Source organism: Amycolatopsis sp. NPDC051061, from assembly GCF_040682935.1.
Lineage (GTDB): Bacteria > Actinomycetota > Actinomycetes > Mycobacteriales > Pseudonocardiaceae > Amycolatopsis.
This window is the reverse complement of record NZ_JBFBBZ010000058.1, coordinates 44,796-59,208: the sequence shown is the minus strand read 5'-3', so window position 1 is coordinate 59,208 and position 14,413 is coordinate 44,796. Positions and strand designations below refer to the sequence as shown.

Annotated in this window: 12 protein-coding genes and 1 pseudogene; 2 read left to right on the top strand and 11 right to left on the bottom strand. The window is 69.7% G+C overall.

The window, feature by feature from the left end; all coding sequences use genetic code 11:
• Nucleotides 1-31 precede the first annotated feature (31 nt).
• The 7 genes from AB0N03_RS44850 to AB0N03_RS44820 form a co-directional block, all read right to left on the bottom strand.
• Nucleotides 32-1,180 carry an alpha/beta hydrolase gene (locus tag AB0N03_RS44850; protein WP_364386277.1) on the bottom strand — a complete coding sequence of 383 codons (1,149 nt, stop codon included), beginning with the start codon at nucleotides 1,178-1,180 and terminating at the stop codon, nucleotides 32-34.
• Between the two features lie 46 nt (nucleotides 1,181-1,226).
• On the bottom strand, nucleotides 1,227-2,408 hold the full coding sequence (locus tag AB0N03_RS44845; RefSeq protein ID WP_364386275.1) for an ABC transporter permease: 1,182 nt from the start codon (nucleotides 2,406-2,408) through the stop codon (nucleotides 1,227-1,229).
• A 1-nt stretch (nucleotide 2,409) separates the two neighbouring features.
• Nucleotides 2,410-3,105, bottom strand: a complete 696-nt coding sequence (locus AB0N03_RS44840) for an ABC transporter ATP-binding protein (protein WP_364386273.1) — start codon at nucleotides 3,103-3,105, stop codon at nucleotides 2,410-2,412.
• Entirely contained in the window at nucleotides 3,102-4,154 is a 1,053-nt protein-coding gene (locus AB0N03_RS44835) for a peptidoglycan-binding protein (RefSeq protein ID WP_364386271.1), read from the bottom strand. The genes AB0N03_RS44840 and AB0N03_RS44835 overlap by 4 nt, the downstream gene beginning before the upstream one ends.
• Nucleotides 4,154-4,597 (bottom strand): hypothetical protein, encoded by a 444-nt coding sequence (locus AB0N03_RS44830; protein ID WP_364386269.1) that lies wholly within the window; start codon nucleotides 4,595-4,597, stop codon nucleotides 4,154-4,156. The genes AB0N03_RS44835 and AB0N03_RS44830 overlap by 1 nt, the downstream gene beginning before the upstream one ends.
• Nucleotides 4,598-4,746: 149 nt before the next feature.
• A complete protein-coding gene (locus AB0N03_RS44825; RefSeq protein ID WP_364386267.1) occupies nucleotides 4,747-5,967 on the bottom strand; it encodes an ATP-binding protein in 1,221 nt (406 codons plus the stop codon).
• A gap of 17 nt (nucleotides 5,968-5,984) precedes the next feature.
• Nucleotides 5,985-6,638, bottom strand: a complete 654-nt coding sequence (locus tag AB0N03_RS44820) for a response regulator transcription factor (RefSeq protein ID WP_364386265.1) — start codon at nucleotides 6,636-6,638, stop codon at nucleotides 5,985-5,987.
• 646 nt (nucleotides 6,639-7,284) lie between these two features.
• On the opposite strand from AB0N03_RS44820, the gene AB0N03_RS44815 reads away from it, so the two are divergent.
• Nucleotides 7,285-10,812, top strand: coding sequence for a CHAT domain-containing protein (locus tag AB0N03_RS44815; RefSeq protein ID WP_364386263.1), 3,528 nt, complete (start codon nucleotides 7,285-7,287; stop codon nucleotides 10,810-10,812).
• On the opposite strand, the gene AB0N03_RS44810 is transcribed toward AB0N03_RS44815, so the two are convergent.
• The 3 genes from AB0N03_RS44810 to AB0N03_RS44800 all read right to left on the bottom strand — a co-directional run bounded on the left by AB0N03_RS44810 (nucleotide 10,809) and on the right by AB0N03_RS44800 (nucleotide 13,092).
• On the bottom strand, nucleotides 10,809-11,009 hold the full coding sequence (locus AB0N03_RS44810; protein WP_364386261.1) for a hypothetical protein: 201 nt from the start codon (nucleotides 11,007-11,009) through the stop codon (nucleotides 10,809-10,811). The genes AB0N03_RS44815 and AB0N03_RS44810 overlap by 4 nt on opposite strands.
• Nucleotides 10,981-11,625: a DUF6338 family protein gene (locus tag AB0N03_RS44805; protein ID WP_364386259.1), complete on the bottom strand. Its 645-nt coding sequence runs from the start codon at nucleotides 11,623-11,625 to the stop codon at nucleotides 10,981-10,983. Before AB0N03_RS44805 ends, AB0N03_RS44810 begins: the two co-directional genes overlap by 29 nt.
• Before the next feature lie 750 nt (nucleotides 11,626-12,375).
• Entirely contained in the window at nucleotides 12,376-13,092 is a 717-nt protein-coding gene (locus AB0N03_RS44800; protein WP_364386257.1) for a tetratricopeptide repeat protein, read from the bottom strand.
• Nucleotides 13,093-13,275: 183 nt separating this feature from the next.
• Between AB0N03_RS44800 and AB0N03_RS44795 the strand changes: the two are divergent.
• A pseudogene (locus AB0N03_RS44795) lies at nucleotides 13,276-13,461 on the top strand (GntR family transcriptional regulator); the annotation flags it as partial.
• Nucleotides 13,462-13,621: 160 nt separating this feature from the next.
• Here the strand turns inward: AB0N03_RS44795 and AB0N03_RS44790 are convergent.
• Nucleotides 13,622-14,368: a GAF and ANTAR domain-containing protein gene (locus AB0N03_RS44790; protein WP_364386255.1), complete on the bottom strand. Its 747-nt coding sequence runs from the start codon at nucleotides 14,366-14,368 to the stop codon at nucleotides 13,622-13,624.
• Between the last annotated feature and the right edge of the window lie 45 nt (nucleotides 14,369-14,413).

Genomic DNA, 14,413 nt, shown 5'->3' with positions numbered 1-14,413 from the left:
CGCGGCGGGCCGCCGCGGGTGCAGGCGGGAACTACGCTGCCTCGATGGCGACTTCGGGGTAGCAGGATGACGCGGAATCCAGCAGCGGCTGCCGGATGTGCCGAAGGTGCTGGTCGAACATGGCCAGGGTGTACCGGCGGGTGATGTCGATGGAGCGCAGGCCCGTCGTGGTGGCGCCCTGGTCGACACCGATTTCATCGGCGAACGCGCCGTAGTCGGCGAACGAACTGTGCACGGTGCCGGCCACCGTGAGCCAGCGCCGCCAGCCGGTCAGCCGGCTGAAGTCCTGGTCCCACGTGGGGTCCTGGCCCGGTGAATGCCCGGCCTGCGTGCCGAGGAACAGGAACGGCCGGGACAGGCCCGTGCCGGGAAGCTGGTCCCAGGTCGTGCCGTCCAGGTCGATACCGGCGTCGACGCGCGAGTCGGCGAGCATGGTCGAGAGCGCCGCCGCGCCACCGGCCGAGTGCCCGGCCATGCCGATCCGGGACGTGTCGATCAGGCGGCCACCCGGCCAGGCCGGGTGCGCGCCGGTCAACCGGTTCAGCACGAACGACACGTCGGCCGCGTGCACCCGGAGGAGTTTCGGGAAGAAGGTGTCCTGGTCGTCGTCGATCGCGCAGGTCGCGCAGGGGGCGATCCGGCCGTCCGGGAACTGGATCGCGTACGTCTCGTAGGTGTGGTCGATCGCCGCCACGGCGTACCCGTGGCTCGCCAGGTCTTCGGCCAGGCTGGTCATGGAACTGCGCTGCGCGGTGTAGCCGGGTGAAAGGACGACGAGCGGAAGGCTGTGCGGCCGCCCGGCCGGTGGCGCGTCGAGGTACGCGTGGGTGGGGACTTCGCTGAGGCTGTCGGGTGCGAGGTAGTCCTCGATGTGCTTGCCCGCCACATATCCTTCCGATTCTTCCCGCGTTTCGTACGGGATCGTGCCGCCGTGGTTCACGTCGGTCGGGTACCACAGGGTGACCATGAGTTCCCGCGCCGGATCGGACGGCACCCACGGATCAGCGCGGGAGGTGTCCTTCAGGTCGAGCACGGTCGCACCCACCCGGTGCGGGCCGGTCGGCGCCGGCAACGAGAGGGCGACGGTGGTTGCCGCGCCCGCCGGCTGCGGCAGCACCGTCAGCCCGGTGACGATGGCCAGCGCGGTGCCCAGGAGGCGCCGTCGATGGACGAGATGCATGGAATCCCCTTTTCTCCGGTCGGATGTGCATCGGGAACGACTTCCGTCAGGTCGTCGCCAAGGCCTCGGTGGGTGCGAGACGGGCGGCGCGGATCGCCGGGTACAGGCCCGCTGCCGCGCCGATGAGCACGGTCGCGCCGACGCCGCCCGCGAGGACCCACGAAGGCACCACGGCGGGCCACCGCTGAGTGGTGGCGTACACCTCGGTCACCAGATAGCCGAGCAGCGCGCCGCACGCGCCACCGATCAGCGACAGCAGCAGCGATTCCGCGACGAACTGGGTCCGGATCTGGCCCTGGGTGGCGCCGAGCGATCTGCGCAGGCCGATCTCCGCACGTCGTTCCAGTACCGAGATCACCATCGTGTTGGCGACCCCGATCCCGCCCACGAGCAGCGCGACCGCGCCCAGCCCGAGCAGCAGCGCGGTGAACGTCGCGTTCGTGGCGCGTCGCGCCACCAGCGCGTCGGAGGGCTTCGACACCTGCACCTCCCCCGGTGCCTGCGGGTCGGCCGTGGGTGCGAGCACCGCGCGTACCGCCTCGACCTGCGACTCCACCGACCGTGTGTAGACCTTCGTCGGATGCCCGTCGAAGCCCAGGTAGGTCGTGGCCGCCGGCCATCCCATGAGCACCGCCGAGTCGAGATCGGGCGCGAGGGGCAGCGTCCGCAGCACCCCGGCCACGACCCACCAGCGGCCGCCGATGTAGACGGCCGGCACGTTCCCGAGCCGCTCGGCCGCCGCCGCGCCGAGCACCACCGCCGGGTACCGGTCGGTCGCCGCGTTGAGCCAGGAGCCGTGATCGAGCACGCCGCCGACCGCGTCCAGCAGGTCGAGCCGGGCCGCCACCACGGACAGGCCGCCCGATTGCGCCGCCGGGATCCGGTCGTTGCGGTAGACGTAGGTGCCGTTGAGCACGCCGGTCGCGGTGGCCGACCGCACCGGCCCGATCCGGTTGATCATGGTGATCGACTCGTCGGGCAGCGTGGCCCGTTCGCCGAACATCGTGGTGCCGGGCGACACGGTCAGCAGGTTGGTGCCGAGCGTGGCGAGCTCCTCGTCGAGGCCGGCGCGGCTGGAGGCGGAGATGCCGACCACCGCGGTCATCGCCGCGATGCCGATCGCGATGCCCAGCGCCGACAGCACGGCACGCAGGGGGCGCGAGCGCAGGCCGTATCCGCCGAGCCGGGCCAGGTCCGAAGGGCGCAGCCGGATGGGTTTGAGGGGCATCTCAGATCACCCGTCCGTCGCGCATGGACACCTGGCGCGGCAGGCTGTCGGCGATGTCGCGGTCGTGCGTGATGACCAGGACCGTCGTGCCGGTCGTGTGTAGTTCGCGCAGCAGCTCCATCACCGCGGCGCCGGAGGCGGAGTCGAGGTTTCCGGTCGGCTCGTCCGCAAGGAGAAGTGGCGGGTCGCCGACGACCGCGCGGGCGATGGCGACCCGTTGGCGTTCGCCGCCGGAGAGCTGGTGCGGGCGGTGGGTGAGCCGGTCGCCCAGGCCGACCCGCACCAGCGCGGCCTCGGCGCGCCGTTCGCGGTCCCGTTTGCCGGCTCCGGTGTAGAGCAGGCCGTCGGCGACGTTGCCGAGCGCGTCGGCCCCCGGTGCGAGGTGGAACTGCTGGAAGACGAAGCCGATGCGCCCGGCACGCAACGCGGAGAGCTGCCGGTCGGACAGTGCCGTCACGTCGTGCCCGTCGATCCGGACGGTGCCCTGCGACGGCCGGTCCAGCGTGCCGATCAGGTGCAGCATCGTGGACTTGCCCGAGCCCGACGGCCCGACGATCGCCAGCAGTTCGCCATAGCCGACGACGAGGTCGACCGAGCGGAGCGCGGTGACCCCACCGGAGTAGGTCTTGGCGACGCCGGCGAGCTCGATCACCGGGTGGCCGGCGACGGCGGGCACGGCGGTGGCGAGGGAGTTCACGACGGCACCGTCACCTTCAGGCCGGCCCGCAACCCGGTCCCGGTGATCTCCACCTTGCCGTCGGCGAAGAGCCCGGTCTCCACGGCCACGATCCGCGTCGTGCCTCCGTCGGCGACCTGCACCCCGTACCCGCCCTCGGCGAGCGCGAGCAGCGCGACCACCGGAACGGCGAGGACATCGGGTCGCTCGCCGGCGGTGAAGGCGACGGTGACAGTGGCCGGGTTCGGGCTCTGGACCGGCGCGGTGAAGCCGATCGTCACGTGGATCTTGGTGGTGTACCCGTCACCTTTCTCGCCAGGGCTCACGACCGTGACGACCTTGCTGATCCGGCCCGGCACGGGCTTGCCGTCGGACGGCGTGATCTGCACCGGAGCGCCCTGCTTGGCCAGGCGCGCCGAGGTCATCTCCAGCTCGACCGTGACCAGCGGCGTGGTGTCGGCGACCTTCTCCACCGCGGCGCCGGGCCCGACCACGGCCCCCACCTGCAGGATGAGCGAGTCCACGCGCACGTCGCCGGGGGCGTAGACGATCTGGCCGGGGTCGACCGAGCCGGTCTTGGTGAGACCGAAGTCTTGCTGCCAGTGTCCGACCGCGGAGGCGGTCGAGGCGTTGTACGTCTCATCGACGGTGAAGCCCCGGTAGCCCAGTGCCCAAAGATTCTGCTCGAACTGCCGGACATCGGCGCCCTTGGCACCCGTCGAGAGCGGGCGATAGGCGGGAAGCGAGCCGTAGAGCAGGGTGACCGGCTTGTTGTCGAGGCGGAAGAGCGCCGCGCCGCGGGTGACGATCGCGCCTTCCGCGGGCAGTCCGGTGACGGTGCCGTCGGCCCGCGAGGAGATCGTCGCGGTGTCGCCGTGGCCGAGCGTGCCGCCGTGGTTCTCCCGGTCGGTGAGTGTCTGTTCGGTGATCTCGGTGGTGGTCACCGGCCTGGCCTCGGCCGAGGCGGGGCTGCTGCCGGCGTCCGGCAGGTTGACGGCCGTGATCGCGGCGACCACGGCCCCGGCCGAGACCACGCCGGCGACCACGCCCGTGGTCCGTCGCGCACCCATCAAGAGTTTCCCTTGCTGCTCTTCGGGGCCGGCATGAACTTCTGGCACTCCCGCATCGTCTTCTGGAAGGCCGGGTCGCCGGGCTCGACACCGAGCGTCTGGGAGTCGATCGTGAGGGAACCGTTCGCGTCGGGGTCCGGATACTTCGCGAATCCGTGATCCCGCATGCACTGCGACACCTGCTGGATCTTTTTGAGGTCCTCGGCGGGAAGCGGACCCTGCCGGCCCTGGCCGGGCTGGTACTTCTTGCACGCCTCCTCGGCCTTGGCCAGCTTGCTCTGGTCGACGCCGTCGGGGTTGTGCACCACCAAACCGCCGTCGGGCTGCGGGTCGGGGTACCACGAGAAGCCCTGATCGCGCACGCACTGCGAGAACTTCACCAGCGAAGCCTCTCCGCTGCCCGCCGGACCGGCACTGCTTGTGGCGCCGGGGTTCGCGGTCACGACTTTCGGGTCCTGCTCCGTGGCGCAACCGGTTGACGCCACGGCAAGCAGCAGGAAGGACGCGGAGGTAATCCACAGTGGACGTTTGTTGTTCGCCATGCGTGAAGTTCTACACTCCGGCCGGTCACAGCACGGGCACAAGAACGCGCTTACCCGGCTTTCTCGAGTCGGCTTTCCGCACGAGGAAACAGAACCCTGATCGCGAGACCACCGGCCGGCCGAGCGCACAGGGTCAGGTCCGCCGAGTGGGCCGCGGCGATCGAGTCGACGATGGACAGCCCGAGGCCGTGATGGCCGTCGTCGGCGGCTGCGCGGTCGAGCCGTTCGAACGGGCTGAGCAGCAACTCCACCGTCTCCGGCGGGACGACCGGCCCCGTATTGGCCACCCACAGGAAGGCACGACCGTCCTCCGTGCCCGTCGCCACCTCCACCCGCCCGCCCGCGACGTTGTAGGTCAGCGCGTTGTCGACCAGGTTGGCCACCATCCGCGCGACGAGCGCGGGGTCGCCGGTGACGTGCGCGGGCCGGACGTCCGCGTCGACGGCCAGGTCGTGGTGTCGTGCCTTCGGCTCGGCGGCTTGGAGCACGTCGCCGGTCAGTCCGGACAGGTCGACGCTCTCCCGGCGGTCCAGGCCGCGCTCGCTGGTCGCCAGGACGAGCAGCGAGTCGAGGAGCCGGGCCTGCTGGTCACTGACGACCATCAGTTCCTTGAACTGGGCGCGGAACCCGTCCGCTGTCGCCTCGGTGTCGAGGACGGTTTCCTCCAGCAGGGCGTGCTCCAGCGTCAGCGGCGTACGCAGTTCGTGCGCGGCGTTGGCGACGAACCGCTTGTGCGAGTCGAGCGCGGACTCCAGCCGGCCGAGCAGCCCGTCGACGGTGTCCGCGAGACTCTTCACCTCGTCACGCGGACCGGTGACGGCCAGCCGTTCGTGCACGTTCCGGGCCGAGATGAGCTGAATGGTGTCGGTCATGGTGCGCAGCGGCCGCAGCACCCGCCCGGCCACCAGCCAGCCGAGCACGACCGCGATGACCGACATGACGGCGAGCGCCACACCCGACTTCACGAGCAACTGGTGCATGGTCTCCGCGTGCTGCTGGACGGCCTGTTCCTGGACCGCCTCGGCGATGCGCCGCTCCGCCTCGGTCAGCCGGGCGTCCGCCGGCAAGGTCTCGCCCAGGATGATGCTGACGCTTTCATCGCCGGCGGACGTCGTGTTGTGCGTGGACAGCGCGACGTTCGACCCGCCGTGTTCGACGAGCAGGTAGGTGATGGTCAGCAGCACGGCACCGGAGAGCAGGAAGAGCACGCCGTACAGGAGGGTGAGCCGCAGCCGGACCCGCATGCCGGAGATGCGGGAAATCAACCCCACGGGAACTCCTTTTCAGCTCAGATCCGGTAGCCGGCCCGGGGAACGGTCTCGATGAGGGGCGGCTCGCCGATCTTCGAGCGCAGGCGGTTCATGGTGGCCTTCACCGTCGTCGTGAAGGGATCAGCGGCCTCGTCCCACACCCGTTCCAGGAGCTCCTCGGCGGAGACGACCCGGCCCTGGGCGGCCAGCAGGCATTCGAGAACACCCAGCTCCTTGGGGTTGAGCGCCAGCCGCGTCCCGGCCCGGGTGGCGACCCGCCGGGCCGGGTCCAGCGCCAGGTCCCCGCGCACCAGGATCGGCGGTACGGCAGGCTGGGCCCGCCGGCCGAGAGCCCGGATGCGCGCCACCAGCTCGGGATACGCGAACGGCTTCGGCAGGTAGTCGTCCGCGCCGAGGGACAGCCCCGCCACGCGGTCGGCGACGGTGCCGGCGGCGGTCAGCATGAGCACCCGCGTACGCAGCGGCTCCCGCATCAGCCGGCGGCACACCTCGTCGCCGGGCACACCCGGCAGATCCCGGTCCAGGACCACCACGTCGTAGTCCACCTCGACGGTCCGGTCGAGCGCCACCGCCCCGTCGAACGCGACGTCGACCGCCATGCCCTCGCGCCGCAGCACGCGCGCCACGGACTGAGCGAGCCGCACGTGATCCTCGACCACCAGGACCCTCACCCGTCGCCCCTCCGCCCTCCGCCCGACTTCGAACCGAAAACGCCAGCGTACGGGTGAGACGGTCACACAGACGTCACAGCGGCTTGACCGGATCCGTTGACACGCCGGTTCTCCCCCTTCCCCAGTAGCCAGCTTGCGTGTTCACGCGAAGGTCGCTCGCGCCGCGGAATGCCGCATTCGTGGTCCGCGGCAGCCGAGGCCCCAGCTTGTCAGCAACACCGGAGGCTTGGCCGAACACACTCACATGCCGCTGGTCGTGCGCTCACGTCCGGTCATGCCGATGGGAAGACCCGAGTGGGCCGTTCAGGCGGTGATCGATGAGTGGAGCTCATTGATCACGAGAACGGCGCCATACTGTACCTGTGACGGGCAGTTCCGGTAGTGGTGTTCTCCCTTGCGAAGGGGCAACGCTGCCTTCGCTGATGTGGACGGCGGCTTGGTGCGGGCGGGCGCGATCGTGGGCGGTGTTTCCGCACCAGCAAGGCGTTCTGCCAGCGTAATCATCATTGGGGACGGGGAGCGTTGGCAACGCCGCGTCATGCGGTGACAATCGTGAAGCTGCCCCGAATGCGATGGCTCCTGGAAAAGGAGTGCGTCGAGACTGGGAGTTCGGATTTTGAGTGGTCGTGGGAGCGACGACCGAGCGTTGGCCGAGGCACTCCTCGACGCGCTGCGGAGCCGGTTGCGCCGCTTTGACGCGGGCAACGTCGATGACGTCATGGTTCCGGAGGCCGCCGGGGAGGCACGCGAGTTGGTCCACTCGCTGAGCATGGCGTGGAAGCCTGCGGAGGCGTTCCAACTCGCGGGCTGGTTGTTGTGGTACCGCTGCATGGTGGCACCCGACGGACCGGATCCGGATGAGTTGACCTTGGCGACGAAACTGCTCGTGCACTATCGCCATTCCGGCGGCCGGGTGCCCTCGGCGATCGAGGAGCTCTACGCCGATTCCGACGGAGACCTGGACACGGCGTTGGAGCGGTTGCCGCGCTATCACTACGAACGCGGCCTGTCGCAGTTCACGTGCTTCGAGCGCACGGGCAACCGGCAATGTCTTGTCGAGGCCACCCGGTCGATGCGGGCAGCGCGGGAGGCTTTTCCGACCTCGGGAGCTGAACGCTACGAGCGTCTGTTCAATCTGGGCACCGTCTCATGGCACCTGCATCTGGAGACGGGCGACCTCGACGCGGCTGCCGACGCCGTGGCCTCGCTGCGGGAGGCGGCGCTGGCCGACACGGGGGCGATCGACGCGCCTCGCGTCCTGGCCGTGCTCGCGTCGGCGCTGGTGTCGCTGCACCGGGCCACCGGTGATCCCGCCTTGGCCGCGGAGGCCGTAACCGCGGGCCGGCAAGCCGTGGCGCGGACACCGCACGACCATCCGCTGTATGCGCAGCGCGCTTCCGACACCGCCGAGCTGTGCTTCCAAGAGTGGCGGCGGACCCGGGCGGACCCGGCCCTGCTGGGGGAAGCCGTCGAGTTGTACCGCTCGGCGCTGCGCAACCTCGCCGACCACGTCCCGGCCGCGGGGCGCGGCGACTTGGCGTTCCGGTTCGCCTACGCGCTGCGGGCTCACCTCTCCGCAGCCGGCGGCACGCTCGATCCCGCTGACCTGCGCGAGGCCGCGGACGCCTACCGCACCGCGGCCGACTTGCTGCCGCCTGACGACCCGTGGCTCCCGCTGTGCCTGTCCAACCTGGCGAATACCCTGATCGACCTGCACCAGCTGAGTCGTTCGCCGGAGGGCGCCGCTGCCGCCGTGGACGCGGCCCGCGCCGCCGTGGACGCCACTCCGCGGGACGACCCGCGGCTCGCCCATCGGCAGGCGGTGCTGTCTCAGGCGCTGGGTGCCCAGAGCGGTCATCAGGGGTCGCACGGCGCGTTGGACGAGGCGATCGAGCTGCAGCGCACCGCGGCCCGGGCCGACACCGACCCGGGCCTGCGCGCCAAGATTCACTACAACCTCGGCTCGGAACTCGCAGAGCGGTATGCCCGGACCCTTGATCCAGCCGTCCTCGAAGAGGCGATCACGATGCGCCGCCTGGGCTTGGCCGAGGTCCCCGTCGATGACCCCGAGCAGCGTGCCGTCCACCTCGCAGGGCTCGGCATGCTGCTGCAGACGAGCTACGAGCTCACCGGTTCCGCGCAGTCCGCCGACGAGAGCTTGGGGCTCCTGCGCGAGGCGGTGGAGACAGCACCGCCCCACCACCCTGAGCGGGCGATGCTCCTGACCGAGCTGGCTGCCGCGGTGAGGCCCCGTCTTCGACAAGACGGGGAGCCCGGCTCCTTGGACGAGGCCATTGCGCTGCACCGCGAAGCAGTCCACCATACTGCGGCCGAGGACCCGCGCCGGGGATCACGGCTGGCCCAACTGGCCGATCTTCTCCTGCAACGATACGACGACCGGGCGGCACGCGAAGATCTCGACGCGGCGATCGCGACGGTGCATCACGCTCTCGACCATCGAGGCGGAGCCGGCGGGGATGATCCCGTGGTCCTGGAGGCTGCGGCGCGCGTCAAGTTCCGCCACTACCAACGCACGGGCAGCACCGACTCCTTGCGCGATGCCGTCGGCTCCGGACGACGCCTGGCCCGCATGGAAATCGCCTATCCGAACGTTCGTGTCCGAGGCGCGATCACGTGGGCGGCGGCCGCCTGGGAGGCCGGAAGGCCGGCAGAAGCGGCCGAAGCCGGCGCGTTCGCGGTCGAGTCGCTGGCTGCGGCGGGGCGCCATGAACTCACCGAGCCCCACCGGATGCGGCTGCTGACCCGACATCCCTCGGTCGCGTCGGACGCGGCAGCCTATGCGCTCCGCAATGCAGACCCCGAAGGCGCACTCCGCCTGCTCGAACACGGCCGCGGCATCCTGCTGGGCGATGCACTGGAAAACGGTGGTGCGCTCGCGGATCACGACGAGGTCCACGAGCTACAGCGCCGTCATCCCGAGGTGTGGGAACGGTTCTTGGCGTGGAACCTCAGGCAGTGGGTACACCGCTTTGCCGCGCGTATGGACTCCGCCGAACCCCATATGGTCGTCCCCTACGAGATGCGGCACGCGGTGGCGCGGGAGGGCGGTGACGTCCTCGGCGAGATCCGGACGCTCCCCGGGTTCCACGATTTTCTCCGGCCGCTTCCCGTGCGGCGGCTGCTGCACGCCGCCCGGCGGGGTCCGGTGGTCGTGGTGAACGTGAGTTCGGTCGGCTCGGACGCGCTCCTGCTCACGGCGGACAAGCTCATGACCGTGCCGTTGTCCGGGCTGACGCCGGAATCCGTCGCCGGCCAGGTGGTCGCGCTACAAGAAGCGATCGTCACCGCCCACGCCGGAGGGCGGCCGAGCGAGGCGAGCGAAGCCGTGCACGGCGTCCTCTCCTGGCTGTGGGACCACGTGACCGGACCGGTGCTCGACGCGTTGGGCCCGGCAGCTGCGGGGCGGCCGCGCATGTGGTGGTGTCCCACCGGGCTCCTGGCCTTTCTTCCGTTGCACGCGGCGGGACACCACCGGCGCGGCACCGGCGACACCGTGCTGGACCGGGTGGTCTCGTCCTATACGCCGTTGGTGCACGCACTGCTGCGGCACAGCGGTCCGGGGCGTCCCGTCCCCGAGGAACTGCTGGTGGTCGCGATGCCGCGGACACCCGGCCACCCGGATCTGCCCGCGGCGGCCCAGGAGGAGCACCTGCTGCGCACACTGTTCCCGAAGACGCGCGGACTATCGGGCGAGGCTGCGACCAAGAAGGCCGTGCTGAACGCGCTGAAGTCGGCACCCTGGGTCCACCTGGCGTGTCATGCACAAGCCGCGGGTGGCGGCTCGCCACTGGGCGCCCACCTGTTGCTGCACGACGGGGAGTTGGTCCTGCGCGACGTGTCCGACCTGCGGCTCCACGGCGCGGAGTTGGCGTTCCTGGCGGCCTGTGACACGGCCCGCGGCAGCATGCCGCTCGCGGACGAGTCGCTGCATGTGGCGGCCGCCTTCCAGCTCGCCGGATACCGGCAGGTCATCGCCACGATGTGGCCGACCCCGGACCGCGCTGCCGCTGCGCTCACCGTGCGCACGTACGACATCCTGCGCACGCGGGGCGATGGACCGGCACATGCCGTGCGCGAGGCAACGATCTGGGCCCGGCAGAGAAGGCCCGAGGAGCCCTGGCTGTGGGCTGCACATTGCCACTTCGGCCCCTAGTCCGCCTCGGCCGGCGCCTCGTCTGACCTATCAGGGAGGCTGACCCCGCCGGGGCCGGAGGGCGGTGTGGCGGGTTCCTCCACCGCGTCGACGGGGTGATAACCGCGGAGGCCGTCACCCTCCGCCGTGGCCAGCAGCTTCTCCGCCAACGTTTCAGCGTCCGCATTTTCATTCGTCGTGAACTTGTTCTCGTTCAAGGATCTCGAGCACCTCCACCTCGGCGCCGCTGATGTAAACCCCGCCGGTCGCGGGCATCTTCTCCAGGAAAGTACCGTCCGCCGTCAATCGATATTGGGACTCCAGGAACAGGTCGGCAGTTTGCGGGTATGCGGCGGCAAAGGATTTTCTCCCGTACCAACCCCCTACCCAGGCCCCGGATTTCGTACGCACCCGCACGAAGCAACTGCTCCGCCGCCGGAACAACGCGTCCCAAGCCGTGGGCACAGGGTCGTAGACAGGTCGGCCCCGGCGCCGTACCAGCGCCGCCTCGGCCCAGGCCAGTCCCGCCGGGACGGCTACCACCAGCAGCAGCGCGATCAGCCCTACCGTGCGGGGATATCGGACCACGCCGGAAAGCGGGCCCGGGCCGTTACCGACGATCATTTCGACCAGCCAGGGGCCGGCAACGAGGGCGTAGCACACGTCGAGGAGCGCGCTGGCGGCCATCACCCGCAGCAGCCGGTTACCCGGCTCCCGCTCCGCGGCCACCGGGCCCTTCAACCGGTCGCGGACTGCCTGATAGAAGACACCGGGAAGCACCAGAATCACAAGAATGCCGACCTGCTGCATCGTTGACGGAATCGCGGTGACCACCTCCCTGATGCTCGGCCACTCTCACGCGACCTTACTCATGCTCCCCGCCCGGCCTGCCCACACCGCTGCCGATCATGGCCGCCAAGCAGCAGCGTAGGCGGCGGACGACGTCCGGGATACCGCGGTGACGACTGACCGCGAAACTCGATCCCGTGTCCGACGTGCCCAGACGGCTCCACCTTTTCGTGGATGCCTACGGGGCCGCCGATCAACGCGCGATCCTGCATTGCGCAAAGCTACCGACGTGGAACACCTCCCCCCGGCGCTGCGATGGTTCCAGGACATCTCCGCCGACCTCGCATCCCGCAACACCACCGGACGGTCAGCACCCGCTGACCCCGGCCACGTCCCAGAAGCCCCGTCACGCAGTCGCCCTCTCCCCGCCGGCCCGCATCTTTGAACAAACGCCCGCTCATGCCGCGAACAGCGAGGTAGTCCAGCTGCTCGAGGTCGAGCCGGGCGGCGAGGCCGACGTCGATTGCCCAGCGGTTGGCCGTGGCGTTTGTCGGCGGCATCGATCAGGAGCATCGACAGGAGCTTGGGCTGCGAAACTACCGCCGACAGAGCGATTCTCGCGCTCCAGACGCGCTCTCATCAGCCGATGTGCGTGCGTACCGACGCGCTCAATGGGCAGAAGGTCACGGGAGGGACTGATGTCGTGTCAGGCAGATGACGGGGCGACGTCTTCCATCACTTGTAATAGGCAACGCTGGAACGACCGGCTATTTGACCAAGCACCTTGTTCGCCGCTCAGCCCGTTCCGTGATGAGTGTGATGCAACATATCGATCTGCTGTTGAATCCGTCGTGCTTCTTCGTCACGTTCCTGCGCAAGGTACAGCTCGTGAGCTCGTCGGAAGGTTTCACCAGAATCCTGGTACTGTCCGAGAGCAGCTTGGGAATGGCCTAGGTTTTCCAATGTCTCGGCTTCATTTCGCGGATCGCCGAGTTCACGTTGCAGCGCAATGGCGCGCGTGTAGTTGCTGACGGCACAATCGTGGCGGCCGCTGTGGTGTTCGATGTATCCGAGACTGTCCAAGGTGGCTGCTTCGCCATCGGTGTCCCGGAGGCGCCGGAATAGGTCGAGGGCAGCTTGACAGCGAGCATGTGCGGTGTCGTACTCGCCCAGTACGGCGTTGCACCAGCCGGCTGCGTTGAGTGCTTCCGCCTCCGGGCCCGGATCCTCGATGGCTTGAAAATGATCGAGCGCCTTTTCTGCGTGGTCGAGCGCGCGCCGAAAGTCGCCGCGATAGCCCCACACCCTGGTCAAGAGCCGGTGGACGTGAGCCTGTTCGGTCGCATCGCGGTGGCGTTCTGCGAGTTCAAGCGCCCGCTCCAGATAGCCGACGCCCTCATCGTGACACCCCAGCTCGCAGTAGGCGTAGCCGAGAAGCCGAAACGTACGGATGTGGATAGTGGCATCGGCCAGGGCCATCTGCTCCGACGCATCCAATGCGGCCAGCCACACCGTGAGTGTTCCTCGGCGAACGGCTCCCCCTCTGCTCCTTCGACGAGCAGTTCGCGCTCCCGGCGCTGCCCGAAGGCCCGTGGCTGGACCCGAGCTTGGCCTAGCGGCATCGTGACCAGCCACTATCGTTGACCCGTGAGCGACCGAACGGCCGAGCGCCGACCCCGGACGACGGGCCTCGACCTGCACCTGGGGCGGCTCGACGGGAACGTGCGGGCCGGCCTCATGGACGCCGTCCGCGAGGCGATCCGAGCCGGCCGGCTCGCGCCCGGGACCCGGCTGCCGTCGAGCCGTGCCCTGGCCGCCGACCTGCAGGTGGCCCGCAACACCGTCGTCCGGGTCTACTCCGAACTCATCAACGAGGGCTGGCGCGTTCACGTGTCGGACCATGATCTGTGTTCAGAGGGCCGGCGATCCGGGTAGACGCCACCGTGAATCCCTTTCCGTGCTTGGCGGGGATTCGGCGACGACGTCGGTTCAGCAGCGAGCCGGCGTCTTCGTCGTGCCGCATGGGTCTTGCCGTAGTACGTCATTGCTGCTTCGAGGCGGCTGTGGCAGCGGTCACGAAATCTTGAGCGACTTCGCGTAATTTGACGTTCTGCTCTTGCGACGCCTTGACGAGCATTTCGAATGCCTCGCCGGACGGGATACAGTGCAGGGCCATGAGGATGCCCTTCGCCTGGTCGATCACCGCACGGGAGGTCAACGCGGTGCGCAGCTGTCTCATGGTCTCGCGGGCGGCCTGGTGCCGGCGGGTGCTGCGCAGTGCGGCTTCGGCGGCGGAGGTGTAGAGCTCCAGCAGCGCGGCGTCGAGAGCGCCGAAGCGGTTGCCGCCGGTGTCGTACAGGTTGAGCGAACCGTGGTACTGGTGGTCGACGAACAGCGGTGCGGACAGATGGCCGACGACCGCTGCCTCGCGCGCGGCCGCGGCGAACTCGGGCCACCGCTGCGCCGCATCGGCCACCTCGACCCGCTGGAGTTCGCCGGTCCGGGCGGCCTCCAGGCAGGGCCCCCGACCGGCGGCGTACTGGGCCTGGTCGATGCGGTGCGCACGGTCGCCGGTCGCGGTCGCCGTATACGGGTCACCGTCGCGCAGCAGCGTGATGCTGGCGATCTCGGCGTCCGCCACCGCGTGCACGACCTGCCGGCACACCCGCTGCAGGACCACCGCCAGCTCCTCTTCCTCCTGGAACGCGCCGGCCAGCCGATCCAACGCGGCGGTGACGTCGTCCACTCGCCGCGCGGCGTCCCGCTCGTCAAGCAGGTTCTCCTCCACGTGCTGCTCCCGGGGGTGGGTGTGCTCGGCGTCGCCGCCGATCGG